This is a genomic window from Flammeovirga pacifica, from assembly GCF_000807855.2.
Taxonomy (GTDB): Bacteria; Bacteroidota; Bacteroidia; order Cytophagales; family Flammeovirgaceae; genus Flammeovirga; species Flammeovirga pacifica.
In genome coordinates this window covers 4613443-4640128 of sequence record NZ_JRYR02000001.1, presented here as the reverse complement: position 1 = coordinate 4640128, position 26686 = coordinate 4613443, and the positions used below count along the sequence as shown (strand labels likewise).

Annotated in this window: 19 protein-coding genes; 9 read left to right on the top strand and 10 right to left on the bottom strand. The window is 32.9% G+C overall.

Going from position 1 to position 26686, the window contains the following annotated elements; translation table 11 throughout:
• The first annotated feature begins 5 nt into the window (after positions 1-5).
• Both NH26_RS18435 and NH26_RS18430 read left to right on the top strand, forming a co-directional pair.
• Complete coding sequence (locus NH26_RS18435) at positions 6-1181, top strand: sensor histidine kinase (RefSeq protein ID WP_052431997.1); 1176 nt, start codon at positions 6-8, stop codon at positions 1179-1181.
• A gap of 102 nt (positions 1182-1283) precedes the next feature.
• Positions 1284-4652: a methylmalonyl-CoA mutase family protein gene (locus NH26_RS18430; RefSeq protein WP_242427339.1), complete on the top strand. Its 3369-nt coding sequence runs from the start codon at positions 1284-1286 to the stop codon at positions 4650-4652.
• 92 nt (positions 4653-4744) lie between these two features.
• Here NH26_RS18430 and NH26_RS18425 read toward each other — a convergent pair whose 3' ends face one another.
• From NH26_RS18425 to NH26_RS18410, 4 genes are all read right to left on the bottom strand, one after another.
• Positions 4745-5215: a hypothetical protein gene (locus NH26_RS18425; RefSeq protein WP_044223394.1), complete on the bottom strand. Its 471-nt coding sequence runs from the start codon at positions 5213-5215 to the stop codon at positions 4745-4747.
• 177 nt (positions 5216-5392) lie between these two features.
• Positions 5393-5764, bottom strand: coding sequence for a hypothetical protein (locus NH26_RS18420; protein WP_044223391.1), 372 nt, complete (start codon positions 5762-5764; stop codon positions 5393-5395).
• A 132-nt stretch (positions 5765-5896) separates the two neighbouring features.
• Positions 5897-7237 (bottom strand): tetratricopeptide repeat protein, encoded by a 1341-nt coding sequence (locus NH26_RS18415; RefSeq protein WP_084812236.1) that lies wholly within the window; start codon positions 7235-7237, stop codon positions 5897-5899.
• Positions 7238-7359: 122 nt separating this feature from the next.
• Positions 7360-8472 (bottom strand): SPOR domain-containing protein, encoded by a 1113-nt coding sequence (locus NH26_RS18410; RefSeq protein ID WP_044223387.1) that lies wholly within the window; start codon positions 8470-8472, stop codon positions 7360-7362.
• Positions 8473-8795: 323 nt separating this feature from the next.
• Between NH26_RS18410 and NH26_RS18405 the strand changes: the two genes are divergently transcribed.
• The 4 genes from NH26_RS18405 to NH26_RS18390 all read left to right on the top strand — a co-directional run bounded on the left by NH26_RS18405 (position 8796) and on the right by NH26_RS18390 (position 14629).
• Entirely contained in the window at positions 8796-9980 is a 1185-nt protein-coding gene (locus NH26_RS18405) for a hypothetical protein (protein WP_139263163.1), read from the top strand.
• 144 nt (positions 9981-10124) lie between these two features.
• Complete coding sequence (locus tag NH26_RS18400) at positions 10125-10838, top strand: phosphoadenylyl-sulfate reductase (RefSeq protein WP_044223384.1); 714 nt, start codon at positions 10125-10127, stop codon at positions 10836-10838.
• 317 nt (positions 10839-11155) lie between these two features.
• Positions 11156-11845 (top strand): hypothetical protein, encoded by a 690-nt coding sequence (locus NH26_RS18395; protein ID WP_044223382.1) that lies wholly within the window; start codon positions 11156-11158, stop codon positions 11843-11845.
• 255 nt (positions 11846-12100) lie between these two features.
• Complete coding sequence (locus tag NH26_RS18390; RefSeq protein WP_044223381.1) at positions 12101-14629, top strand: beta-mannosidase; 2529 nt, start codon at positions 12101-12103, stop codon at positions 14627-14629.
• A gap of 68 nt (positions 14630-14697) precedes the next feature.
• On the opposite strand, the gene NH26_RS18385 is transcribed toward NH26_RS18390, so the two are convergent.
• The gene (locus NH26_RS18385; RefSeq protein ID WP_044223380.1) at positions 14698-14991 is read right to left on the bottom strand and encodes a Dabb family protein; all 294 of its coding nucleotides are present in this window, start codon (positions 14989-14991) and stop codon (positions 14698-14700) included.
• 82 nt (positions 14992-15073) lie between these two features.
• Complete coding sequence (locus tag NH26_RS18380) at positions 15074-16291, bottom strand: flagellar basal body-associated FliL family protein (protein WP_044223378.1); 1218 nt, start codon at positions 16289-16291, stop codon at positions 15074-15076.
• 324 nt (positions 16292-16615) lie between these two features.
• Between NH26_RS18380 and porX the strand changes: the two genes are divergently transcribed.
• Positions 16616-18166, top strand: a complete 1551-nt coding sequence (porX, locus tag NH26_RS18375) for a T9SS response regulator signal transducer PorX (RefSeq protein ID WP_044223376.1) — start codon at positions 16616-16618, stop codon at positions 18164-18166.
• A gap of 36 nt (positions 18167-18202) precedes the next feature.
• Here porX and NH26_RS18370 read toward each other — a convergent pair whose 3' ends face one another.
• From NH26_RS18370 to NH26_RS18355, 4 genes are all read right to left on the bottom strand, one after another.
• Positions 18203-18868 (bottom strand): AlbA family DNA-binding domain-containing protein, encoded by a 666-nt coding sequence (locus tag NH26_RS18370; protein WP_044223374.1) that lies wholly within the window; start codon positions 18866-18868, stop codon positions 18203-18205.
• 169 nt (positions 18869-19037) lie between these two features.
• Positions 19038-19430: a hypothetical protein gene (locus NH26_RS18365; RefSeq protein WP_044223372.1), complete on the bottom strand. Its 393-nt coding sequence runs from the start codon at positions 19428-19430 to the stop codon at positions 19038-19040.
• On the bottom strand, positions 19427-20914 hold the full coding sequence (locus NH26_RS18360; RefSeq protein WP_044223370.1) for an acetyl-CoA carboxylase biotin carboxylase subunit: 1488 nt from the start codon (positions 20912-20914) through the stop codon (positions 19427-19429). Before NH26_RS18360 ends, NH26_RS18365 begins: the two co-directional genes overlap by 4 nt.
• Positions 20915-20968: 54 nt before the next feature.
• Positions 20969-21412 (bottom strand): hypothetical protein, encoded by a 444-nt coding sequence (locus NH26_RS18355; RefSeq protein ID WP_044223368.1) that lies wholly within the window; start codon positions 21410-21412, stop codon positions 20969-20971.
• Between the two features lie 218 nt (positions 21413-21630).
• On the opposite strand from NH26_RS18355, the gene NH26_RS18350 reads away from it, so the two are divergent.
• Together NH26_RS18350 and smc are read left to right on the top strand one after the other, a co-directional pair.
• A complete protein-coding gene (locus NH26_RS18350; RefSeq protein ID WP_044223366.1) occupies positions 21631-22944 on the top strand; it encodes a tetratricopeptide repeat protein in 1314 nt (437 codons plus the stop codon).
• A gap of 117 nt (positions 22945-23061) precedes the next feature.
• A complete protein-coding gene (smc, locus tag NH26_RS18345; protein ID WP_044223364.1) occupies positions 23062-26637 on the top strand; it encodes a chromosome segregation protein SMC in 3576 nt (1191 codons plus the stop codon).
• Positions 26638-26686: the final 49 nt, after the last annotated feature.

The following is a 26686-nucleotide window of genomic DNA, read 5'->3' as shown; positions in this document are numbered from 1 at the left end:
ACTTTATGAACAAAAAATTTGCTTTTCAATTCTCACAAACTCAATTGTGGCAAGGCCTTTTACTTCTTGCCTATTTCGCTCTTACTTTTAATTTCTTTAGCGAAAGATTTGGTTTATGGTTTGCCTTTTTAAAAGCAATCCTTCTTATTGGTTTTCAAGTGCTTTTATGGAAGGTAAATGTAAGTTACTTGATCCCAAAGTTCTTAATCAAAAAGAAACATACTCTCTATGCCATTTTACTTTTGTGTTGGATATTTATCAACTCTATCACCTATGTAAAATTAGAAAAAGAAGTATTCAATAGTTGGAAGCAACAACAGGACGTTACTTTACATTTTCCTTTTGATGAATCTGAAATTCCACCTCATGAAATACAACCAGAAAATAGGCAAAGAAAAGTTCCTCCTAAAAATAGAGTAAAGAAAAGAGAACGAGCTTTATTGAAAAGAAAAAAACGAGGAATTCAAGTCTTTGAATCTCTCTACAATTTAATACTTTTTGGTGTTGTTGCTTTAGCGAGTACCTCTTATAGAATGACACTTTACAGTCTTAAAAAAGAAAATGAAGCTTCACTTTTGAGAGAAGAAAATGTGAAATCAGAAATGAGCTTTTTAAAGTCTCAGGTGAACCCTCATTTCTTATTTAATGTCTTAAATAACATCTACTCTTTGTCTTTTGTTAAGTCTGACAAAACACCGGAAGTAGTCCTTCAATTATCCGACTTACTTCGATACATGTTGTATGATACCACAACAGATACTGTCCCTATCACAAAGGAGGTAGAGTACTTAAATAACTTTATTGGTCTACACCTTTTAAAAGATGATCGCCTTAAAAATAACATAGACATTGATATTCAGATTGAAAATCAGAATGTAAAAATAGCCCCTTTACTTTTTGCTCCTTTTATAGAAAATGCATTTAAACATAGCCATATTGAAAATCACACAGAGGGTTGGGTAAAATTAATCTTAAGGGTAAAAAAAGATGGTGAAATCATTTTCAATTTGGGGAATTCTATTCCAAAAAAATCCATTTCTAAAGATAAACAAGGAGGAATAGGTTTGGAGAATGTAAAAAAACGACTAAACTTGCAATATAAACACCAACATACACTCAACATAGAAAAGCAAGTAGATGCCTTTCACGTTGAGTTACTTATAAACACACATAACCATTAAGATGATGCTGAAGGATAGATTTCCTTCATTATCTTAACGCAAGACGAATTATTACTACATCTTTAAGATGACTTTTTCTTGCTTTAAACACACACAAAAGAAATGACTTCACAAATGAATTCTAACCAACCTTATACACCCAACAATAAGATTAGGTTGGTTACTGCAGGTTCACTTTTTGATGGGCATGATGCCTCTATTAACATCATGCGTAGAATTATGCAGTCTACAGGGGCTGAAATTATCCACCTTGGACATAACCGCTCTGCTCAAGAAATTGTTGATTGTGCCATTCAAGAGGATGTACAAGGCATAGCTATTACCTCTTATCAAGGTGGACATTTGGAATATTTTAAATATATCCATGATCTTTTAAAAGAAAGAGGAGCTGCACACATTGGGCTTTATGGTGGCGGTGGAGGAACTATTCTCCCTTCTGAGATTGATGAACTTCATGACTACGGTATCAATAGAATATATTCTCCTGATGATGGCCGTACGATGGGATTACAAGGTATGATTAATGACATCTTACAAAAATGTGATTTCCCGACTGGTCAAAACATCACTAAAGAGGTTTTAAACCTTGAAAATAAATCTCATAAAAATTTAGGGAGAATCATTTCTGCTATTGAAAACAATCCTAATGAAATTAGTGATTTCCTAACAAAAATAGTAGATAAAGCAGATAAAACTGATACCCCTGTTTTAGGCATTACTGGTACTGGTGGTGCAGGTAAATCTAGCCTTGTCGATGAATTAATCCGACGCTTTCTTGCATCTACAGAAGACAAGCAAATAGCAATTGTTTCTGTTGACCCATCAAAAAGAAAAACTGGTGGAGCATTACTCGGTGATAGAATTCGAATGAATGCTATTGCTGATTCTAGGGTGTATATGCGCTCTTTGGCTACCCGTCAGGCACATATCGCTTTATCAAAAAATATTAAAGAAGTACTGCTTTTATTAAAGGCTGCTCAATTTGACCTTATCATTTTAGAAACTTCTGGAATCGGTCAGTCCGGTACTGAAATTATCGATTTCAGTGATGTTTCTCTCTATGTGATGACCCCTGAATATGGAGCTGCTACTCAATTAGAGAAAATTGACATGCTGGATTATGCAGATGTTATTGCTCTAAATAAATTTGATAAAAAAGGTGCTCAAGATGCCTTAAGAGATGTAGCAAAACAATACAGAAGAAATCATCAATTATTTGAATTACCTGATGAGAACACCCCCGTTTACGGAACAATGGCTTCTCAGTTTAATGACACAGGTGTCAATCAATTGTATAATAAATTAGTTGATTTGATCAACGAAAAATCAAATCAACTTCATTTACCGAAAGTAGAAAATACACATGAGGGGGAACGTTTTCATATTATTCCTCCATCAAGAGTACGCTATCTTTCTGATATTACAGAAGTGATCAGAAATTACAATGAGTTTGTAGAAGAACAAGCAACATTGGCGGATCAACTTTATGGTTTGAAACAATCCATATCAATTTTAGAAAGTGATAAAACAACGAAAGATGCACTTGAAAAAGCGTATCAAGAAATTGAAAAGAAAACTAACCATGAAGTAATCGACATTATTGATTCTTGGAAAGGGAAAGTAGAGCAATACAGTAAGGATACTTTCACCTATCAGGTTAGAGGAAAAGATATTAATGTAGAAGCTGTTTCAAATTCTCTGTCTGGAACTAAAATCCGCAAGGTCATTCTTCCTAAATACAAAGGATGGGGGGACATTGTCAAATGGTCGATGCAAGAAAATGTGCCTGGAGAATTCCCATTTACTGCAGGTGTATTTCCTTTTAAAAGAACCGGAGAAGATCCTACCAGAATGTTTGCCGGGGAAGGTAATCCAGAACGTACCAACAAACGTTTTCATTACTTATCTGAAGGTCAGCCTGCCGCTCGATTATCTACTGCCTTTGACTCTGTTACTCTTTATGGTGAAGACCCTGCCTATAGACCTGATATTTATGGTAAAATTGGTAATTCTGGGGTAAATGTATCAAGCTTAGATGATGCAAAAAGATTGTACTCTGGTTTTGATTTAAGTGCTCCTTCTACTTCTGTATCAATGACCATCAACGGTCCTGCTGCAGCAATGACAGCATTTTTCTTGAATACAGCTATTGATCAACAATGTGAATTGTATATCAAAGAAAATGGTCTTGAAAAAGAGGTAAAGAAAAAGATAAAAACTCTGTATCCTAAAGGAGATCAACCTCAATATAGAGGAGAACTTCCTCCTCATCATAATGGTTTAGGTTTAATGCTTTTAGGTGTTACTGGAGATCAAGTATTAGAAGAGGAAGTTTATCAGAAAATTAAAGCGGATACCATTCGTAAAGTAAGAGGAACTGTACAAGCAGATATTCTAAAAGAAGATCAAGCACAAAACACTTGTATATTCTCTACAGAGTTTTCTTTACGTCTTATGGGTGATATGCAGCAGTATTTTACTGACAACGCAATTAAAAACTTCTATTCTGTATCCATTTCAGGTTATCATATTGCAGAAGCAGGGGCCAATCCTATTTCGCAATTAGCCTTTACATTGGCGAATGGATTTACTTTTATAGAATATTACTTGAATAGAGGAATGAAAATCGATGATTTCGCTCCAAACTTCTCTTTCTTCTTTTCTAATGGTGTAGATCCCGAGTATGCGGTAATCGGTCGAGTTGCTAGAAAAATATGGGCAAAAGCCTTAAAATATAAATATAAAGCTAGTGATCGTTCTCAGAAGCTAAAATATCATATCCAAACTTCGGGAAGGTCATTACATGCACAAGAAATTGCTTTTAACGACATAAGAACAACGTTACAAGCGCTCTATGCTATCTATGACAACTGTAATTCTCTACATACAAATGCTTATGATGAAGCGATCACAACGCCAACAGAAGAGTCTGTAAGAAGAGCTGTTGCTATTCAGTTGATCATCAATAAAGAATTGGGACTTACAAAAAATGAAAATCCTATTCAGGGTGCATTCATTATTGAAGAACTCACTGACTTGGTAGAAGAAGCTGTAATGGCAGAATTTGATAGAATCACCGAAAGAGGTGGTGTTTTAGGAGCTATGGAAACGATGTACCAACGTTCTAAAATTCAAGAAGAATCTCTGTATTACGAAACATTAAAACACAATGGTGATTTCCCTATAATTGGAGTAAATACATTCTTATCAAAGAATGGTTCTCCTACAATTATTCCTGAAGAAGTCATCCGTTCTACTAAAGAGGAAAAGAACGGCCAGATCGAGGCTTTAAAAGAGCAACAACAGAAGCTTTCTCAACAGGTGGATAAAAGTATCACTTCTCTAAAAAATGTTGCTTTAGAGCAAGAAAATACTTTTGATGCTCTAATGGAAGCTGCTAAATATTGTTCACTTGGCCAGATAACTTCTGCATTATTTAATGTTGGAGGTCAATACAGACGAAATATGTAAAAACAATAAAGTCACCTCTAAAGGAAACCCTTTGAGGTGACTATTATAAAACTTAACCTTCTTATTAAACTCAGTTCGATTAACTATTGTTACTATAAACCAATACAAATACCTATTTGTGCTCCAGAACCAATATTTCCCTGAATACCAAAACTATCAGTGATATGGAACTTAGCACCTACACCAATACCCCAGTGAAGTTGGTTCATATGACCGAAATCAAATCCAACATCACCCACAGCATATAGATCCCATCTTGGGTTTTGAATATTTAATACTCTATCTGCATACCATCTAAATCTTGCACCGGCACCAAATGTACTTCCACTACCAGACCATGACTGATAATCTACAAATGCACCTACTGTAAAATCTTTACCTAATTGTGCGATTTCATAATCAGCCATAAGACCCAATGTATTATTAGAAAATCCTGAAGTAAAACCAATGTTTAAAGAACCTGCTCCTTTATTTATAAACCCACCACCGCTTTTATCTTGTGCGAAAGAACTTGCTGCTGTTAAAGAGATAATTGTAACTAATAAGTAAATAAACTTTTTCATAAATTGATTTTTTTTAATTTTAATAATCTGTTAGATATTTTGTTTACATCACCTTATAACAGGCAGTAAAAAATGTCACCTATAATTGAACTTTTTTTTAAAAAAAAGATTAAAAAAGTCGTAAAATAAAAAAAGGCTACCGCATGGCAACCTTTCTTAGAATATAGCATAAAATAGTTAAACGATCTGAGTTTCAGAATCATCTAATACCACTTCCTGTTTATTTATTTTTCGAATCAAATACAACATACCCAATACTTCCGTACAGCTTATTATTAAATGATCTAAGAAAAATTCAAGATCATTAAACACTAAAAATAGATTTAATGAAATGATCATTAAGATCAATAAGAATAGAACACCAAAAGGATTGTTCATTAAGAAATACGAACTGATAGTCAGTACCCCTATCCAACTTAATTTAATAAGTAATTCAGAGAATAGAATTTCACTAAAATAAATGAATAGAACTTCTAATAGAATAAAAGCAATTAAAGCTAATCTTGAGACCTTTATTAAATGAACATACTTTTGTAAATGATTTTCCATAATACTTTTATTGAGATGATATAATTAAAGTTGAGTCACATAATTATATCATAATCAATAAAATATCACCATAAAAAAAACCGATATAATAAATTATTTATTATATCGGTTTTTAAAAGAATGGAATATTGATTATTTATTCAATGCTTCCAATTCTTTAATATCTTTTAATCTCTGAATTTCTGCAAATTCATAACGAACTGCATTTTTGAAAGAACCACCATAGGCAGCTTTCAAGAAGTTTTCAGCAGATTTATAATCGCCAATTTCTTTATATACTAAAGCAATTGCGAAGTTATATTTTGCTTTTGTAGGAGGCTTAATTGTAGGGTTATGAATTACCTTTTTCAATTTCTCTGTAGCAACACCTATTTCACCTAAGCTCTTTTCACACATTGTCTTCATGAAGATAACATTTAAGTTACGTTCGTTTTGAGGCAGTGCTTTTTGAAACTCTTCTAAGTGGATATAAGACGTTGCAAAATCCATTGATTGATAATTTAATGTTGCTAGATCCAACAATTTTGCAGAACGTTTTTTGATATCTTTTTCTGCCATCAATGCTCTGTCTTGTGCCGCAATTACTTTAGACTTATCTGTACGTATTGCTGCCAATTGTTTTTGCAAATCAAAAGCCTCAATATAAGATGAGTTTATTCCTAGAGTTACATCAATCATACTTTGAGACTTCTCATAGTCCATGATTGTGAAGTAAGTTTGTGCTAAATTAAAGTAATAATCCTCTTGGAAGATCATAAACATTGATTCTGCTTCAGAAGTGGTAATTTTATCCATCCACTCTTTAGCTTCAGCATACTTACCGCCCTCGAATAAAGCCCAGATATATTGGAAGTAATATCTTTCATTCCCTGATAAGGGTTCGATATCACCAATAATTTTAGCCATTAACTCTTCAGCTTTTTCAGGATGTCCCATTTCATTCCAGTACATCGCCTCATAATAATCTAAGTCAAATGATTCTACTAGATTTAATTTCCTAACATCATCAATATGTTTTTTAGAAAAGCGATGTCTATTTGCCTGATCAAGGATATCAATGATTTTAAGCTTGTATAGATACTTTTGATCAATACTAGGGTCTTTTTGATAAGCTAAATCATAATATTTTACAGACTTTATAGGCTGCTTACGTTGAGAATATAAATCCCCCAACATTTCATATGCTCTATAATAATTTGGATCTGCTTCAACACAGTCTTCCAACGTTTTTATTGCGTCACCAAATTTTGTGACCGCTAAGTAGGTATTTGCTTTTTTGAAATAAATATTACCATCTTTTGGACTAGCGTTTATCGCTTGATCCAACATATCCAATGCTTCTTGATAACGATTGTTGGCTAGTAAAAAATCAGCCTTCTCTAGATAATCATTTGCGTTTTGTCCTGAGACAGGAGCATAAAACAAAAATGAGCATATAATAGATAAAATGATATGAAATTTAGATAGTTTCATAGATCCGTTTTTTGAAGAACTCTTTCTGATTGTAATTAAAAGTTTGAAACGTTCAGACTTTTGAATTACAACTCAATAAATTAAAAAATAGTATAAGCAATACAAATTTCTATCCGGACGAATTAATATGAGTTACGGAAATCTGTTAACCTACCCTTTACACCATATTGATATAATTTCTTAATGTAGGCTACTGCACTTTCCTTACTCACAAAATTACCAGCAAAAACTTGATAAGTGATATCTCCACTGTATTGATCAATCATAATGTAAACATCTTCGATGTCGTACTCTCGAACCAATTGACATTGTTCTTGAGCAGACTCTAGATCTCCTACATCAGTAATTAATACAGACCATCTGTTCTTTTCAATTCGAACTCCATTGGAGTTGTATAAATATCTATACATGGGGTCGAATGAAATGTACTCGGCAAAATAAGTTGTTGGCTCGGCATCTTCTCCGTTGGCATCTTTTACATTAAAGAACCAATAAGCTTGAAGTACCTCAAAAGAATATGCTTCTTCATCGCCTTTTACATATAAATAGTAAGTGTTTCCTTGATCGGTAAGCTGTTTTGGCATTCCTCTTCTTAAAGTGTATGCTGTAACCAAGTAATTGGTAATTAACTCGCCAGCTTGATGTTCTTTAGGTGCTTTTGGAGCAATACGAACAAAATCTAACTTACCATCATTATTAAAATCGCCAAAACTGTCTGTCCCTTGAAAAATACTTGAGAATGATGTTTGACGAATAGATGTTTTATTAGTTATATCAAAAACATTATAACAACGGTAACGACAATTGTCTCCTAAACAGTCTTCTCTAAAAGAGACCAACATTAAATATTTTTTACCTAAATAATCAAACTCTTTCGCTTCCAATACATTGGAATAGTTTTGTCGGATTGATTTTTCCATTGAACAGAAAAAGTTAAACTCTTTACCATTCAAAATAATCCCAGTGGGGTTGGGATTAAAAATATTATCATACTGTGGCCCATTAACAAAATAAATTTTGAAAGGCACAGATGCGTCACCATAAATTGTAAATGTGGTATCACCTACTTCATTTGAATTGGTCGGAAATAAATCTGCCAATACACTTACGGGTTCTTGAGATAACTTAGCAGGAGAGTAAAAAGCTCCTTCTGTTACTTCTTGAGCAAATAGTCTTGGTGAATAAGTGTTAAGAATAATAAATAAAATAAATAAATATCCTTTTACAGTATTCATATAATTAAGTCTCGATATCATATAAAAATACTTAATAGTTCTTCTCTATAACTATATATTAGTATATGTAATTAACAATTGTTGATTTAAACTTATTAATTTATGCTATGTAATACTTCATAAAATACAAGCATTCAATTAATTGAGTCAATTAGTAGAAGAAAAACAGCTCTCATAATACAAATAAATAAGGGCTAAAATTTCATCTATTTTTTATTACTAACAAATCTTGTTCCGTTAATGCAATTTAGTTGAGTACTATTTTTGCTAATAATTCGTTTAAAAGAAAAATACTATCATTTATTTGATTAAAAACACTTAAAATGAGTACTAAAATACATATTGTACTACTCTCAACGTTTCTACTTTTATGTAATGTATGTTGGTCTCAAAACCCACTTGACCGAACTCGTATAATATTCAAGTCCGGAAAGTATACCAACACTACAAGTATAAAAATAGAATTACATGGCACAGGAATTACTCATGTCATGGCTAGCGGAGATGCTTCATTCAATACTGCAAGATGGGTGCGTTTTCAACAAATTTTCAATTATCATTTATCAGCTGGTGATGGTGTGAAGTCGATTTATTTCAAATTCAAGGATATTGATGGAAATGAATCAAAAACCTTCATGAAAAAAATTATCCTCGATACTGAAGCCCCTCAAGATATAGGCGTTTCTATTGATGTTCCTTCTAATTATTGGACAGATACAAAAAGTCTTAAAGTAGGAGTTATTCTAAAAGCTAAAGGTGCTAAATATTATCAATTAGGTAATACTTCTGCATTCCATGGAAATAAATGGAGAATATTCCAAGATGATTATGTTGAATGGGATTTAGCTCCTGGAGACGATGGAATAAGAAAGATATATGCTAGATATAGAGATCAAGCCGGTAACCTTTCTCCTATTGTTTCTACAGAAATTATAGTAGATAGAACTGCTCCATTTGCTGGGGGCATCAAAATTAATGATGAAAGCGTTTTGATGAACAGACAAGATCATCAAGCTCAACTATCATTACAATGTAGACAGGTAGACTCTATGATGATTGCTCAAGATCAACAATTCACCGATGCTAAATGGGAAGTTTTTTCAGAAAAGAAAAATATTTACCTAGAAGATGGTGAAGGTATCAAAAGAGTTTATGTAAAATATAAAGATAAAGCTGGGAATGAAACAAAGGTTTATTCAGCTTCTATTACAATTGATACCTCTGCTCCTAAAAATATTGATTTCAAAATTAATGATGGAGAAAAAACTACTTCAGATATCAATAAAAAAGTGACCTTAAATATTGAATACGATGATGCCAAGTTAATGATGATCTCTAATAGTTCTTCTTTTAGAGATGGAAAATGGACTCAGGCTAAATCTTCAACTTCATGGACTTTAAAAGGTGAAGAAGACGGTTACAAGCATATTTACATCCGCTTTAAAGATGAGGCTGGAAACGTTTCTAGACCACTTAGAGCAACAATAGAATTGAAAAGAGGATTCTAATCTCCCTATTTTCAGCACTTAAAAGAGGATCATTTATTTATAAAATGATCCTTTTTTTTGTGTTTAAATTTTGAAAAAAGAGATTCTTTCCTTTATTTCGCATTTATCCTATATAATTAGTAGATTAAATAAAAGTTAACAACTATGTCATCGCAAAGCATATTATCACAAGCTACTGATACTACTTTCGATCAGCTGATCGAAGAGATAGCAGTTGATTTGGCGAAATATAAAGCGGAAGGGAAAAAGATCTTCGCATCTTCCTCTTTTCAGCCGCAAAGCGTCGTGTTGTTAGACATTATAAGCAGAGTAGATAATACTATCCCTGTTTATTTTTTAGACACAAATTATCACTTTCCTGAAACAATTGCTTTCAGAGATGAACTTGCAGATAAACTAGGACTTAACGTTATCGATGTTAAATCGGACATACCTGTTGAAAAACAAGTGGATGAAAACGGAGAGCCTCTATATAAAAACCAGTCTGATAGATGCTGTCACATCAATAAGGTAGAACCTCTTGAAGATGTTTTACAAGAAAATGATGTGTGGATCAATGGCATCCGTAAGGGACAATCTGCCATAAGAGCTCAAATGCAAAAAGAAGAAGAAGGTAAGCATGGTGTTCTTCGTTACCACCCTATCCTTGATTGGGATTCTAAAATGGTATTCAAATACATCAATGAAAGAAAGCTTCCTTTACATTCTTTAGTTGCTAAAGGATATTTTAGTGTTGGATGTCTACCTTGTACGCAAAAGGCAGATCCATCTAAACCATTATGGTCTGATGATAGATCAGGTAGATGGGCAGGAAAAGGAAAAACTGAATGTGGTTTACATACTACATTAGGAAAATAATACATTGGTACTACCAAGAACATAAGCCATCAGCATTTATTGTTGATGGCTTTTTTTATTTACAATAATCTGTCATTACAGAGCAACTACAATAATTTTGCTATATTCTACTAATATCTGATGACAACACATCAAATAACGACTTCGTAAACAGTTCACTTATTGGAACTTTCACTTTCATTCGTTGAAATCAAACCGCTTAAATCTTCCTTCGTTGAATAATCAGTTCCGTTCGTTGAAAGAAATTCATTTTAAACTCGCCTTTTATCACATTTGAAGTATCAAAAAAATTATTAATTATTAAACACACACTCAAGATGAAAAAGATCACATTATTAGTATTAGCTATTTTTTCTATCACTCTATTCTCTTTCCAAGACGGTCCGAAAAAGGGAATGGATAAGGAAACTCGTAAGAAAGCACAAAAAGAACTTGCTGCTTATAATAAAGAGAATGTCATTCCTGTAATTCTTGAAAACAGAAAAGAATTTGAAACTAAACTTTCTTCAGACGAAAAAAAGGAATTAGTGAGTCTTCGTGTAAAAATGAAAGCACTTGGTGAGCAAAAAAAGGCTTCGAAAAAAGGCAAGACTAAAGGAGAAGCACCTACAGAAGAACAAAAAGAAGCTAGAGCAGCTCTTCAAAAAGAAATGAGACAAATTATGACTTCTGCTTGGGCTATTGTTGATAATCATGAAGCTGATTTGAAAGCAATAAAAGAATCAAACAAAGCCAATGAAGAAAAATGGAAAGAAGACATTAAGGCTATCATGATGAAATACAAGCCTGAAAATGCTGAGAAAGGAAAAGGGAAAAAACATGGTCATAAAATGAAACAAAATCCTATGGGACCTAACAAGGATGTGATGTTTGTAATGATGGACCCATCACAATCTATTGATGAGATCGCTGAAAACATGGAAAAAATGGCTAAAAAAAGACACGGACAACATGGTAAAAAAGGAAAATCAAAAGGACATGCTTCACCTGATCAAGAAAATGATTAATCGATAAGTATCCTTATATATTAAGCAGCTAATAGATCCTATTAGCTGCTTTTTTTATGAATGTCTATACCCAATCTATAATCAAAAAAGTACTGTCTATAGTCTGTCTATATCAAAAAATAGCCCTATTGTACTAAAAACTCCACTTTTGTATCAACAGTAATAACAACAGTCTATACTCTATTCTATAACATTTCTTCTGTTAGTATGAACCCTGAGGTAGACTATAATTATCATGACAAGAATTAAAGTGAAATGAAAAAATTAACACTGTTGTTGATTGGAGTACTTTTTTCTATTATCGGTTTTGCACAACCGAATACTACAACTCCCCACAACGAAAACGAACAAGCTATCCGATCTTTTAATGGATACAGATGGAAAATGAAAATGATGCTCCCTGGTGAAGGAGTAAAAGAAGGATTACATAAAATTCCGCCTGAAGATATTGAGACTTTAGTATGGAATAATGCTAAAATACCCGGAGATGTTTACACCGACCTTTGGAAAGCAGGAGCCATCGAAGATCCATATTTTGGTAGAAATAGTGTTAAAGCTCAATGGGTACAACATTATGAGTGGTGGTATGCATATCAATTTAATGTTACTGAAGATATCTCTGATCAAGTAGTAGATATTGTTTTTGAAGGAGTAGACTACAGTTGTGAAGTTTGGCTTAATGGACATTACCTTGGAAAACATGAAGGTGCATTTTCATCGTTTAAATTTAATGTCAATGAATATTTAAGAATTCATAAATATGATTTCTTAAAAGGAAGAAACATGTTAGTGGTTAAGTTGGCTCCCCCTCCAAAAGTAAATGCAAATGTTGCAGGGAAGAAAACCCCTTGGTTCGGTGACTATTGGAGAGATTTAATACCTTTTGGAATATATCGACCTGTAAAAATGGTCACTACTGGTAAAGTTAGGTTCGATGATGTATTTGCTAATAACTCTATCAATAAGGATGGGTCTGCAGAAGTCGAGCTTGAAATGACAATAGAAAACACATCTGAAGTAACAAAAGAAATGACCTTTGTAACTTCATTGGAAGGTAAGAACTTTGATAGTAAACCAATTGAATTAAAATTTAATGCATCAGTTGCTCCTGGATTACATAAAATAACTAAAAACATTCATATAAAACAACCACAACTTTGGTGGCCTTGGGATTTAGGTAAACCTAATTTATATGAAGTCAAAATCACTTTAAAAGAGGGAGGAAACAATCACGATTACAATGCCACTACATTTGGTATTAGAGAAGTCACATCAAAGTGGAACCCTGGGTTTGTTAAAGATGTTGATGTGAGCTTTCCTAGATCGACATATATTAATGGTAAGTTCCATTTTATTCGTTCGGCATGTTGGGGAGGTCCTCCAGATATTTTTGTGGGTAGAACAACACTTGATAAATACAAAGAGTTGATTCGTTTAGCAAAAGAAGCCAATATGAATAACATCCGTATTTTTGGTTGGCACCCTCCTGAAATCCCTGAGTTTTACCAATATTGTGACGAAATGGGTATTACGGTTTGGCAAGACATTATTCCATTAGGAACAGGTAACATCCCAACTGAGAGAGAGAAACTGACAGAGATTTATAACGAAGCCATAAAAGTAGTCAAAGAACGTAGAAATCATCCTTCTTTAATCATGATGGAAGGTGGTGAAGAAATGTTGCTACGTACAAGAGATCCTCAGTTTGGCCGTGCCTTTTTAGAAGAATTAGGCGATTCTCTTCAAGCGTATGTCAACCTTCCTTATGTTCCAGATTCTCCTTTAACTTGTCATGTATCTAAGGAAGCAGGGTTTAAAAGTAAAGAAGCAGTACATGCCTTAAGATATTTCTATGATATGGGAAAATGGCTGCATGAAGATTGGTATCAAGAACTTAAGTTTCCAATCGTTCCTGAATTTGCTATTACTTCTGTTCCTTCTGTAGAAAGTTTGAAAAAATTCATTCCTGAGGATGAACTTTGGACTCCGGGATTAAGCTGGGGACATCATTGGGCCGATTTAACCCGATTAAGAATGCAAAATTGGGATGTTTTTGGTAATGAAATGAAAGGTTCATTAGAAGAATTTGTCAATGCGTCTCAAGATGCTCAAGGAATTATTTTTCAAAATGGTATTGAATACTTTAGACGTCAGAAACCAGAATTAAGTGGGATCGCTCTATGTCATTTTATTACTTATTGGCCCGATATGAAATGGGGTATTGTAGATAATTATCAAAAGCCTAAAAGATCATTTGAGTTTGTAAAAAAAGCATATCAGCCAACATTAATTAGTTTCAACTTTCACAAAAGAAGATGGTCTAATAAAGAGAAATTCACAGGTGAGTTATGGGTAATTAATGACTACTATGAAAAATACAAAGGATGTACAGCTAAGATGATCATCAAAAATGATGAAGGAAATGTACTATCAAAAAAGGAATATAAAATTGGTACTGTTGAAAGAAATAGTGCTAAAAAATTTGAATCTATTTCTGAAGATGTATTAGAAAAGATCAATAAAAAGTTTTTTGTTGAATTAGAATTGACAGATCAAAAAGGAAAAGTGATCTCAAGTAATGATTATTTCTTTTTAATAGGTGATCAAAAAGAGGCTTCTGATCAATTTAAGGTATGGATGAAAGAACGTATGGATTTAGAAAACAAATATGGATTATATGGTTCTTACTATCACTTCTTTGATGATTTTACCGGAGAAAATGGAGGAAGTTATGATAGTGAAACGCAAACACCTAAAGCCTTTGGTTTTCCAGAACAAAAATAATTATCATTTCATTTCAAAAACTAAATAATAAAAAAGGCAGATCATGTTATGATCTGCCTTTGTTGTCATTAATATTCAATATCAATGGCCATAATATCTTCTGCTATTGGCTTAACATGTTCAGTAACCACACTAACATGTGCTGGGTGTACTTGATAAGCCTCTAACGCTTCTTTACTTTCAAACTTAGAGTAAAGCATTATTGTAAATCCTTTCGCTCTTTCAGAGAAATTTTCTTTTACCTGAATTTCTTTGATTTCATCAATCTTATTGTCCAATGCTTGTAAAGCATCTACCATTGCATTGATCTGAGCTGCTGTTGCTTCTTCTTTAAATTTGAATAATACGGTATGATTAATCATGATTTTGTCTGTTTAATTGGAAAGCTAAAATAAGCAAACCTTTAGAAAGAATTACCAATGACAATCATATTTTCAAAAGAATTTATTGTGCGTTTATCTCAGACTCTACCTTACTTTTTAAAGCCAACTCGTCACCGTCCTCATTTTCATAAGTGATTTGATAAGCAGCTTCCGCAGTACTTGTTCCCGATTGCAAAGGTGTTCCCTCTACTCTCCAAACAATCACTAAAGGAGAATTATCAGATTCATCTGCCACAGAGTATTCCCAATTTTCATTCGTATCAAATGATATATTTTCATAACCATTTGATAAGATAGACACCCCTGCCGCTGCATATAATTCATTTAGCTTACCTAAGTGTTCAGACAATTCGTTGTACTCGCTAAGTTTCAATTCTCGTTTTTGCTTTAAAGCAACTACATCGTCTAAAACTCCTAAACGGTCTTTCGTCTCATTGACTACTTTATCAAATTTACCTTTTTTATAATAGAAGTTCTTTTGAGACTTTTCTACTATAATTCTATCATATAAATAGTCTTGTAGATCAATGTAGAATATATCTATACCTTTCCCATCAGCATTAGAAGAACGATGGTTATTGTAAACATATTCAAATGCAAATAATGTTTTCAATAAAGAATGTCCTTCTTGGAAAAGTCTTTTATTAGCGACTTCTAGTTCCTCAATAGCATCTTTTACACCGCCAATAGTTGCATTCTGACTTCTTGAATCTTCTAAAACTGTCAGAACCTTTTCAATGTTTTCTTGCATTACATTGATGTCTCGAATATAGCCTTCTCTTGTACTTAATAGACGATTTAAAGCATTTTTTACAGCTTGACTTTCTCCATTTGCTTCTCCTCTATTTACCGAATTTGAAAGAATTTCTGTATGGTGATAAATATCTTTCATCGTAGAAAGTTCACCTTGTAAATTCTTTAAACTGTTTTCAAGGTCAGAAGTATCATCACCTAGATTCCCCCATACATTTCTGATGTCTGCATCTACCTGACGAACATTTTGATCGGCTCTTTCCAAAGCATTCTCTACTTGCTTTAGATTCATATTTGGAAATCGTACTGTAATTGCAACAGCACTACCTTGTACGGCATCACCATTGAGGTTCCAAACCGTATTTTCTTTCACAAATTCGTCTATTTCTACAAGACTTGGATCTATTGTGTCATCGTCACCTCCAAAGAAGTAAATCCCAATAGTTGTACCTATTAATACTACACCGAAAATGGCTCCTATTATTATGAGCAGTTTAGACTTTTGAGTATTTGAGTTTTCCTCCATAATTTAATTTGGTCGAAATTCATTTATGGTTTCAGTGAATTCGAAGTACCAGTTTAAAATTTAACTCTTGATTTTTATCTTTGTCATCAATAAAATAATAACTTGATACAACTAATTCATTATTAGTTCTATTTAGATAACGAAGATATTAAAATAACATTTTAGAAGTTAAGAATATTTTTGTTTTACGAATAAAAATACTGATTAAGTACGTACTATTTCTTATTTTGTTATAAATCCATATTTTTATATTACAACCGTAACAATAAATCTGTGTCTTCAGTTAAAATAAAGAATCAATTAATCTAATTAATAATCTTCCGGATGAGTCAACAAAGAATTTTATGGGCAGACGATGAGATCGATCTATTAAAACCACATATTTTATTTCTAACGAAAAAAGGATACGAGGTCACCCCTGTATTAAGTGGTTTAGATGCCATTGAAAAATGTGAAGAAGAGGAGTTTGATATTATTTTCTTAGATGAAAATATGCCCGGTATGACTGGATTAGAAGCCTTAGAACAAATTAAAAGAATTAAACCAAGTATTCCTGTTGTGATGATCACTAAATCAGAAGAGGAATACATTATGGAGGATGCTATCGGTGCTAAAATTGCAGATTATTTGATCAAGCCAATAAATCCAAAACAAATTCTTTTATCCGTTAAAAAGCTATTAGATAAGCAAAAATTAGTAGACGAAAAAACTAATTCTGCCTATCAGCAAGACTTCCAGAGTATCATGATGTCTTTCATGAATGATATGGATTGGGAAGATTGGGTAGAAACCTATAAGAAAATTGTTTATTGGGATTTAGAAATCAATGAAACAGAAAATAAAAGTATGAGTGAAGTCTTCGAAATGCAAAAAAACGAAGCCAATCATAATTTCTGTCGATTTATAAAAGATAATTACGCCGATTGGATGGACGAGCCTGACGAACGTCCCATACTTTCTCATGAATTATTAGCAGAAAAGGTATTTCCTTTTGTTAAAGAAAACGATAAACCTGTCTTCTTTATACTTATTGATAATCTAAGATATGATCAATGGAAAGTAATTGAACCATTGGTATCTGATTTATTTACAGTAAAAGAAGATGTCTATTGTCCGATTTTACCTACAACCACGGCTTATGCTAGAAATGCTATCTTTTCTGGTTTGATGCCTTCTGAAATTGAAGCTACATATCCTGAATGGTGGGTAAATGATAATGACGATGAAAGTAAAAATAATTACGAAGAAGAGTTATTAGGTGAACAACTTCTTAGACATCGTATTAACGGAAAATATTCTTACAATAAAATCATTAGAACATCACAAGGCAAGCAAGTCAACGATCAGATCAACAGTTTGATGCACAAAAAATTCAATGCTGTGGTTTATAATTTTGTTGATATGCTATCTCATGCTAGAACTGATACCAATATGGTTAGAGAACTAGCACCGGACGAAGCCGCTTACCGTTCTATTACAAAGTCTTGGTTTGAACACTCTTCTCTTTATGAAATGCTGAGATTACTTTCTGAGAAAGATTGTAAAGTTTATATCACTACAGACCACGGTACAGTAAGAACAAGAAAACCTTATAAGATAGTAGGCGATAGAGAAACTAATACAAACCTTCGCTACAAGCAAGGTAAAAACTTATCTTACAATAAGAAAAATGTATTGGCGATCAAACATCCTGAAGATTTTGGACTTCCGAAAACAGAAGTCTCCACTTCATTTGTTTTTGCCATGGAAGATTACTTCTTCGCTTATCCTAATAACTATAATTATTATGTAAGCTACTACAAAGATACTTTCCAACATGGAGGTATTTCAATAGACGAAATGATTATTCCTTTTATTGAATTGGACAGAAAATAAAATCAATAAAAAAAGTTAGCCTAGTGCTAACTTTTTTTATTTCCATGATAATGCAGAGGTAGGATGTATTATAAACCTGTCAGCTGTTTCTCTAGGCATTTCCTGAAGAATATTTGATAAACATAAACCGATCATTTTATCCTCTACTTCTACTTCAGGAAGCTGTAGTTCTTTTACTATTTGATCAATCGTTATATATCCATTTTCATCAATCAATTGGATAATTTTCCGTTCATCATCTCCAAAAGATACCGCATGACTTTCTTCTCTACTTCTTGCTTTTAATATTTTACGAATCACTTTACTCATCTGAATACTTTTGTCTTCAACACGTATATACGGCTTCCCTATTCTTCTTTTTAAATTATAAAGTAAAAAAATGGGTTGTTTCTCAGATGGAGGGATTTCAAAAACTAAAACTTGGCGTAAAGCACTTATTTGTACTATATGAATGGTATAATCGATCTTTTTAGACAAGTATGTATTTATAGCTTGTTCTAAAACAAATTTCTCTCCTTCAATATCTGTAAACCCATCAATTCTACCATCATCAGCGACACCCACAATAAGATATCCGCCATATTTATTGGCAAAAGCAACCACTTCTTTCATTATTTTCAATGGATCTGCAGCTTTCTTTTTAAACTCAATTTTAAAGCCTTCTCCTTGGTTGACTAATTGTTTTAATTCTTTTAAATCCACAATAAAAATGTTGTTTGGGTACTTGTATTTTTATCTAAAAGGCCTTGATTAATTTAAAGGAAGTAACAACATAGTTTCGCATAACTAAGACTATTATTAGATATAGTCAGTTTACAAAATATTATTGAGAAATCGGCAGTTTATAATATTAATTATAAACTGCTTTTTTTTATAATTCCGGTGATATTTCTCTAACTAATTCCAGTGCATCAAAATAAATTCTATAGGACTTTCCTACAGATTGTTCATCTGAGTCCTCGCACTGACCGCCTTTTTGTACAAAATAAACATATTGTTTTGTACTACGGTTGTCTAGATCTACCCTATCTGGAGCTCCTAAAGTTTTACGAATACCTGTAATACTCACTCCGAGTAGTTTATCTTTAATCTTCATAAAATCTTGATCTATGATTGCTCTATCTCCTTTACAGCCTTGAGGATCATTTTTCCAACTAGTCATATCAAAATCGTCTTCAGATACTTTGGCATCTTTAGCACAAGAAGTGATCAATAATATGTGTACTACTATTAAAGAAGCAGTCAAGATTTTATTCAATGTCATCGTTTTAATTTCCAAGGGGTGGTTTGATTAATTAGTGAAGAAGTTTCGTTTGATTTTTTCTTCTCAAAAAATAACTCTGCCATAACAGCAGCAGCAACAGTTTCTTCTTCTTTAGAAAGTGGTTGGTCTAAAAGTTTTGCATCATAATATTGATCGACAAAATGAGTTCCAAAATCACCACTTACAAAGGCTTCATGTTGCAATACAAACTTACAAAAAGGAAGAATAGTTTCTAAGCCCGAAATCTTATATTCTTCTAAGGCCAACAACATTTTCTTAATTGCCTTCTCTCTATCTTCTGCCCAAACAATCAATTTACTCATCATAGGATCATAATGCATTTCCATTTTCATCCCTTCTCTATAACCACTATCTACTCTAATTCCTTCCCCTTTTGGTTCTTGATAACGATGTAATACTCCTGTATCAGGTAAAAAATTTTGATATGGGTCTTCTGCATATACTCTTACTTCTATCGAATGACCGTGTATTTTTAAATCTTCCTGAGTATATCCTAATGCTTCACCTTCTGCAATTCTAATTTGTTCTTTGACTAAATCAAGCTTTGCAATTTCTTCTGTTACGGTATGCTCTACCTGAAGACGAGTGTTCATTTCCAGAAAATAGAAATCTCCTCTACTATCATAAATAAACTCTACAGTCCCTGCTCCAACATACTCACAAGATTTGGCAACACGTACAGCACACTCCCCCATTTCTTTTCTTAATTCTTCTGTCAAAACACAAGAAGGAGCCTCTTCAATCACTTTTTGATGTCTTCTTTGAATAGAACATTCTCTTTCAAAAAGGTGCACTGTATTGCCTTTTTTATCTGCTAATATCTGAATTTCTATATGTCTAGGTGATTGAATATATTTTTCGATAAAAACAGCTCCATCACCAAAAGATGTTTGGGCTTCACTTACAGCCCTTTCCATCTGTGATATAAACTCTTTTGGCTCATTCACTACCCTCATTCCTTTACCACCTCCACCAGCAGATGCTTTGATTAATATAGGATACCCAATCTCTTTAGCCATTGCTTCTGCAGCGGCAACATCTTCAATGGCTTCATTCCCTCCAGGAACTAGCGGCACCTCATATTTCTCAACTGTTTGCTTAGCTTTTAATTTACTACCCATTACCTCAATGGCATGTGCTGATGGGCCAATAAAAATGATTCCCTCATCTTCTATTCTTTTGGCAAAACCCGCATTCTCTGATAAAAAACCATATCCTGGATGTACGGCATCAACATCATATTCATGACACACTTCAATAATCTTATCTATTTTAAGATAGGATTCCGAAGAAGCTGCTGGTCCAATAGGTACAGCTGCATCTGCTATCATTACATGAGGTGCTTCTTTGTCTGCTTCACTATAAACAGCAACAGTAAAAATGTTTAGTTCTTTTGCTGATCGTATAATTCTTACTGCAATTTCTCCTCTATTTGCAATAAGTAATCGTTTAATTTTTTTCATGCTTTTGTAGTGTTGTTTTCAGTATGTTTTACTATTGGTATTGGTTGAGTTAAGTTAATTGTTTGATAGTTGATCAAACCAAATTTTCTCTAGTATAAGTATAAATGATAAGGGAACAAATCCTTTTAGTCCTGAAATACGAAGTTTCTGACCTCCTATGTTCATGTCTAAGAATTTTGTGATACCCAATTTTGTATCTTCTAATTTATCAAACTTTGTGATATTTCCCCAGTTCCATTCAAAGGTTTTTAATTGCGATTCTTTGGGAGTCCCTCCTATGAAAACCATTTGATCATTCAATAAAAAAAGGCCTCCAAAAAGAGGTTCTTTTGTTTGCAAAGAAGCCCACATCCCACCTTTTATTGCTTTTGGTTCTGATGAGATTTTTTGTAACAATTGAATACTTTGATCTCGCATTACTATTAACGCATTTTTCCCAAAAGTTTTCATTTCTAAATCTTCAAAATGCTTTTCCCACTCGTCTTGTTTTAAACTCATCTTAAAATCAATTCAATTAAATCACAAAATATTAATAATCAACACATTAAAAAACATAGTATTACATCAAAAACATACATCAAAGTGAAATTATTTAAATTTTTGACATTTATTTTTGCACAAAACCTTAATTTAATAATAGATAGAACATAAATATCTCGACAATGTCGATATAAACATGCTCAAAATAATCCAATTAACTACCATATTTTATTGCAATGACAAAACTTTACTCTTTACTATTCATTATTTTCTTAACTAGTAATCTAGTATTTGCACAAGAAACACCACCTAACGATTATTTTGTAAAAGGTGAAGTATATGCTAAAATGGGGAAATTTCCTGAAGCCATCATGGCCTATGAAGTTGCCATAGCCAAAGACCCTAAAAATGCAAAGTACACTTACGCTATTGCAATGGCATACCTCAAAAGCAAAAAGAAAAAAGAAGCTACAGAATATTTTAATAAAACTGTAGAAATTGATTTTAATAATTTAGATGCTCACCTGAAGTTAGCTTTATTAGCCAAAGATGCTAAAAATTATGACTCGGCTGTAGAACATCTTGATGCCGCATTTAAAGTTTCAACAGACCCTGATCGACAAATAGCTTACAAAACAAGAATTATTAACCTCTTAGATAAAACTGGGAACTATAAGGAAGCAGGGCCACATTTAGAAGATGCCAAAAGTGTGCAACCTCAAAATAGCTATATCCTATATATGGATGCTAAATATCATAATTACATTACAAAGAATCATGAGATGGCTAAAGCTAGTATGCAAACAGCTATTAATATGATGGAAGAAGAAAAAGGAAAAGCACATGATCATTATTATTACGAACTCGGCTTTGCCCATCACTCTCTAGAGGAATATGAAAATGCTTACTCTGCATTTAATCAAGTAACCAACAATAAAATAAAAAATAAGGCTTCTTCTATGTCTCCAGAATATCAATATCAATTGGCATTATGTAAATACCAAATGTATGAGTTGGAGGAATCGGAAAAAACGCTCGAAGCAGTCATTAAAATGAATAAGGCTTATGAACCAGCTTATGATTTACTTATTGAGTTAAAAGAAAATACTTTAGACAGAAGAGAAGTTGTCACTTTATTAGAGCATAAAGTTTCAATCCAAATAGAGAACACACAAAAAGTAAAAATCTTAGCCGATCTAATTGATCTCGAAATCAAGTTTGGGGATATCGCAAATGCTAAAAAGCATATCAAAGAATTTGAACAATGTGATATTCCTTTACCTGATGTGAAATTTATGGAAGCTATTATCGCTTATAAAGAAGAAAAATATGATGATGCTTTAGAGAAATTAAACACCCTAAAAAACTCAAATTCACCTAAAATAAAATACAAATCCAACTTCCTAATGGGAATGATTCAAATTAATGAAAAGAAATATGAAGAAGCAAAAACCACTTTTTCTTCCAATTTCCCTGCAGAGTTTAATATTGCTGCTAAAGACTACCTCAAGTGGATAAAAAAAGAAAATAGTTTAGCAAAGAAAAATTAGAATCTAAGGAATCATCTGATATCAACAGATAATTTGAAAGTCACTCAATATTGAGTGGCTTTTTTTGTGCTATAAAATCATTTAATTGTTACATTTGGATAATCCAATAGTTATCTAATGTTACTAAAAAAGCTAGAAATAAAAGGTTTTAAAAGTTTTGGTGATAAGGTCACTTTAAACTTTGATGAAGGTATCACTGCTGTAGTGGGACCGAATGGCAGTGGTAAATCCAATGTTGTCGATGCAATCAGATGGGTGCTTGGTGAACAAAGTACCAAAGCATTAAGATCGGATAAAATGGATAATATCATTTTTAATGGTACCAAATCTAGACGCCCAGTCCAAATGGCAGAAGTGTATCTTACTTTTGTCAATAATAAAAACCTTTTACCTACAGAATATACAGAAGTAACTATTGGAAGACGTTTCTATCGTTCTGGTGAAGGGGAATACTCATTAAACGGAGTTCCATGTCGTTTAAAAGATATTCACGGACTTTTCTTAGATACAGGTATTGGATCAGACAGTTATGCTATCATCGAATTAAAGATGATTGATGAACTATTGAATGATACTCAAAATGCTCGTAGAACACTTTTTGAAGAAGCTGCAGGTATTTCAAAATTTAAGAAAAGTAAAAAAGAAACTCTTAAAAAACTTAAAGATACTGATGCCGATTTAGAACGTGTGGATGACCTACTTTTTGAAGTAGAAAAAAATATGCGTTCTCTAGAAAGACAAGCAAAACAAGCACAACGCTACATTAAGTTAAAAGAAACTTATAAGTCTTCTAGTATCGAATTGGCCTTAAAAAAAGTAGCTACACAAGCCGATGAACTTCATTCTTTAGCAGATAAAATGACTGCTATTAATGAAGATAGAAATCAAACGCTAAAAAATATTGAACAACTAGAAACTTCTATCTCAAAAGAGAAAAAGGAGTCGATAGATAAAGAAGAGTTACTTGCTTCTAGGCAAAAAACTCTGAATGAGCATATCCTCAAAATGCGTCAAATCGAATCTGAGAAAAAGATTAAAGGAGAAAGACGCCGATTTTTAGAGGAGAAAAAGACTACGTTACAAAATCAAGCATCTCAAGACCGAGATGCAGTTTCTTTGGCACAACAAGGTATTGAAGCTTTACAAATTCAACTGGGCTCTATCGAAAAAATGGTGATGGAGGTAGAACATGAATTGGAAGCTACTCAAAGACAAAGGGACAATCAAACACAAAAAGCGGATGAATTAGAAGTTAAAACAAATGACTTCGAACAGATGGTAAAGAATAAACAATCTGTGATCTTCCAATTAAAACAAAAAATAGAAATCAATGAGGTACAGCTTTCAGCTTTAAAGCAGGAATTAGAACGTGCCCATGAAGAATCTAACGATAAGGCATCAAGCCTAGAAGAATTTGACACTCAATACGCCTCTTTAGAAGGAGAACGTTTAAGTGCTCAAGTTATTTATGATGAAGTAAAAGAAAAACATACACTTCATCAAGAGAAAATTAAAAATTGCAGAGAGGAATTAGAACACATTAAAGATAGATCATCTGAGATCTTCCGTATCCTTGATGCAAAAAAGAATGAACATCAATTAACAAAGTCTTTGGTAGATAACTTAGAAGGATATCCTGAGGCTATCAAATACTTAAAACAAAATACTGATTGGGCGAAAGAAGCTCCGATGCTTTCGGATACTTTACATTGTGATGATGAATACCGAGTAGCAATAGAAGGTTACTTATCCCCTTACCTGAATTATTTTGTACTAGAAACAGAAGACGATGCTTGGAAAGCAGTTAACCTTTTAGAAGAAATGAAAAAAGGAAAAGCCAATTTCCTTCTTTTAGATAAATTTCAAGGTTATAAGCCTTCTCCTAGAAAATCTATTGATGATGCTGTCCCTGCCTTAGAAGTGGTAGATTATGATGATAAATACGCTGATTTAATCATGTATCTATTAGATGGTGTGTATATCGTACATCGTAATCAAAATAATCTTCCTAAGAACGATAGTGTTATTCTAGTCACAAAGAACGGTCGATCAATTCGACGTAAATCTGCCATTTCTGGAGGTTCTACAGGATCTTTCGAAGGAAAGTCATTAGGACGTATTCGTCACTTAGAACAACTGACTACTGAAATTGAAGAACTTGAAACTGAAGTTCAAGAAATTCATATCAAAAAAGTAGAAAAGCAAGCAGAACATAAAGAGCTTCTTCAAGTCAATCTGCAACATGAACTTGAAAATGCTCAACATAATTTACAAGTAGTATCTCAAGAACTCATCAAGATTAAAACTCAAAAAGAAGAGTTCGCAAAATTTTTGGAACAAAGCAGTAACAAAAAGGAAGAGATACTTGAAAGAATTGGAGTAGCTGAAGTTACAATTTCAGAAGGTAAACCATTGCTAGAAGACGAATCGAATGCCATTGAATATATAGAAGAGGAACTCTTCGAGATGAAAGATCAACTGACGATTGAAAAGGAAAAGAAAGTTGAACTTTCTAGCAAATACAATCAGCTACATATCAATTTTCTACAACAAGAAAATCAATACAACTCTTTGAAAAAAGAAATTGATTTTAAAGAAGAAGAACTAGCGAAGGGCAACCAAAGAATCGATCATAATATAGTAGAAATCCAAAAAGTAGATGCTGAGTTATTAAAATCAGACTCTATGGATGAAGAAGGTGCTTCTATATTAGAACGTATGGAAATTGAACGTCTTAATATTGAGAAAGGCGTGTTTGAAGCAGAAGAAGCTTATAAAGCTGCTAAAGAATTAATTGCTGATACTGAAATTGAAATTAAACAGCTTCAAGTAAAGAAAGAAGAAATAGATCAAAACTTACTCTCTGCCAACGAAAGAATTAGTACGCTTCGATTGTCTTTAACTTCTGTAAAAGAAAAAGTAGCTGTAGAGTTTGAAGTTAATTTGGAACAACTTCTCCTGCACAACCGAAAGGATGAAAATGAGGAAGAAAATCCATATAAAGCTATGCCTATTTTCGAATTAGAGGAGGTAAGCGAAGATGCTAAAAGAAAATTAGCCAATCTAGGAGCAATAAATCATACAGCCATAGATGCCTACAATGAAATAAAGGAACGTAACTCTTTTATACTAGATCAAAGAGACGACCTTAATAGAGCAAAAGAACAATTGATGAAAACTATTGAAGACATCGATTCTATTGCTCAAGAGAAATTTATGACCGCATTTATCCAGATTCGTGATAACTTTATGGAAGTTTTCCGTTCTCTATTTACAGAAGAAGATAACTGTGATTTAAAATTAGCTGACCCAGACGATCCGTTAAACTCTAAAATTGAGATCTTAGCTCAGCCTAAAGGTAAAAGACCACTAACCATTAATCAATTATCAGGTGGGGAGAAGACATTAACTGCTACAGCATTATTATTCTCTATTTACCTATTAAAACCTGCACCATTCTGTATTTTTGATGAGGTTGATGCACCACTAGATGATGCTAATGTTGATAAGTTCTGTAGAATTATCAATAAGTTCTCTCATAACTCTCAGTTCATTATCGTGACTCATAATAAACGTACCATGGCAAGTACCGATGTAATTTATGGGGTAACAATGATTGAACAAGGTGTCACAACGGTCGTTCCTGTTGATATCAGAAATACTCCTCAATTAGATGCCTTTACATCTAAATAATATACTGTACACATTTTCAATCTCCTGTTCATTTACGAACATTAACAAT

Bases quoted from the DNA above. Each gene is read 5' to 3' on its own strand.
- NH26_RS18435 (WP_052431997.1), top strand. From the start codon at position 6: ATGAACAAAAAATTTGCTTTTCAATTCTCACAAACTCAATTGTGGCAA.
- NH26_RS18430 (WP_242427339.1), top strand. From the start codon at position 1,284: ATGACTTCACAAATGAATTCTAACCAACCTTATACACCCAACAATAAG.
- NH26_RS18425 (WP_044223394.1), bottom strand. From the start codon at position 5,215: ATGAAAAAGTTTATTTACTTATTAGTTACAATTATCTCTTTAACAGCA.
- NH26_RS18420 (WP_044223391.1), bottom strand. From the start codon at position 5,764: ATGGAAAATCATTTACAAAAGTATGTTCATTTAATAAAGGTCTCAAGA.
- NH26_RS18415 (WP_084812236.1), bottom strand. From the start codon at position 7,237: ATGAAACTATCTAAATTTCATATCATTTTATCTATTATATGCTCATTT.
- NH26_RS18410 (WP_044223387.1), bottom strand. From the start codon at position 8,472: ATGAATACTGTAAAAGGATATTTATTTATTTTATTTATTATTCTTAAC.
- NH26_RS18405 (WP_139263163.1), top strand. From the start codon at position 8,796: ATGAGTACTAAAATACATATTGTACTACTCTCAACGTTTCTACTTTTA.
- NH26_RS18400 (WP_044223384.1), top strand. From the start codon at position 10,125: ATGTCATCGCAAAGCATATTATCACAAGCTACTGATACTACTTTCGAT.
- NH26_RS18395 (WP_044223382.1), top strand. From the start codon at position 11,156: ATGAAAAAGATCACATTATTAGTATTAGCTATTTTTTCTATCACTCTA.
- NH26_RS18390 (WP_044223381.1), top strand. From the start codon at position 12,101: ATGAAAAAATTAACACTGTTGTTGATTGGAGTACTTTTTTCTATTATC.
- NH26_RS18385 (WP_044223380.1), bottom strand. From the start codon at position 14,991: ATGATTAATCATACCGTATTATTCAAATTTAAAGAAGAAGCAACAGCA.
- NH26_RS18380 (WP_044223378.1), bottom strand. From the start codon at position 16,291: ATGGAGGAAAACTCAAATACTCAAAAGTCTAAACTGCTCATAATAATA.
- porX (WP_044223376.1), top strand. From the start codon at position 16,616: ATGAGTCAACAAAGAATTTTATGGGCAGACGATGAGATCGATCTATTA.
- NH26_RS18365 (WP_044223372.1), bottom strand. From the start codon at position 19,430: ATGACATTGAATAAAATCTTGACTGCTTCTTTAATAGTAGTACACATA.
- NH26_RS18360 (WP_044223370.1), bottom strand. From the start codon at position 20,914: ATGAAAAAAATTAAACGATTACTTATTGCAAATAGAGGAGAAATTGCA.
- NH26_RS18355 (WP_044223368.1), bottom strand. From the start codon at position 21,412: ATGAGTTTAAAACAAGACGAGTGGGAAAAGCATTTTGAAGATTTAGAA.
- NH26_RS18350 (WP_044223366.1), top strand. From the start codon at position 21,631: ATGACAAAACTTTACTCTTTACTATTCATTATTTTCTTAACTAGTAAT.
- smc (WP_044223364.1), top strand. From the start codon at position 23,062: ATGTTACTAAAAAAGCTAGAAATAAAAGGTTTTAAAAGTTTTGGTGAT.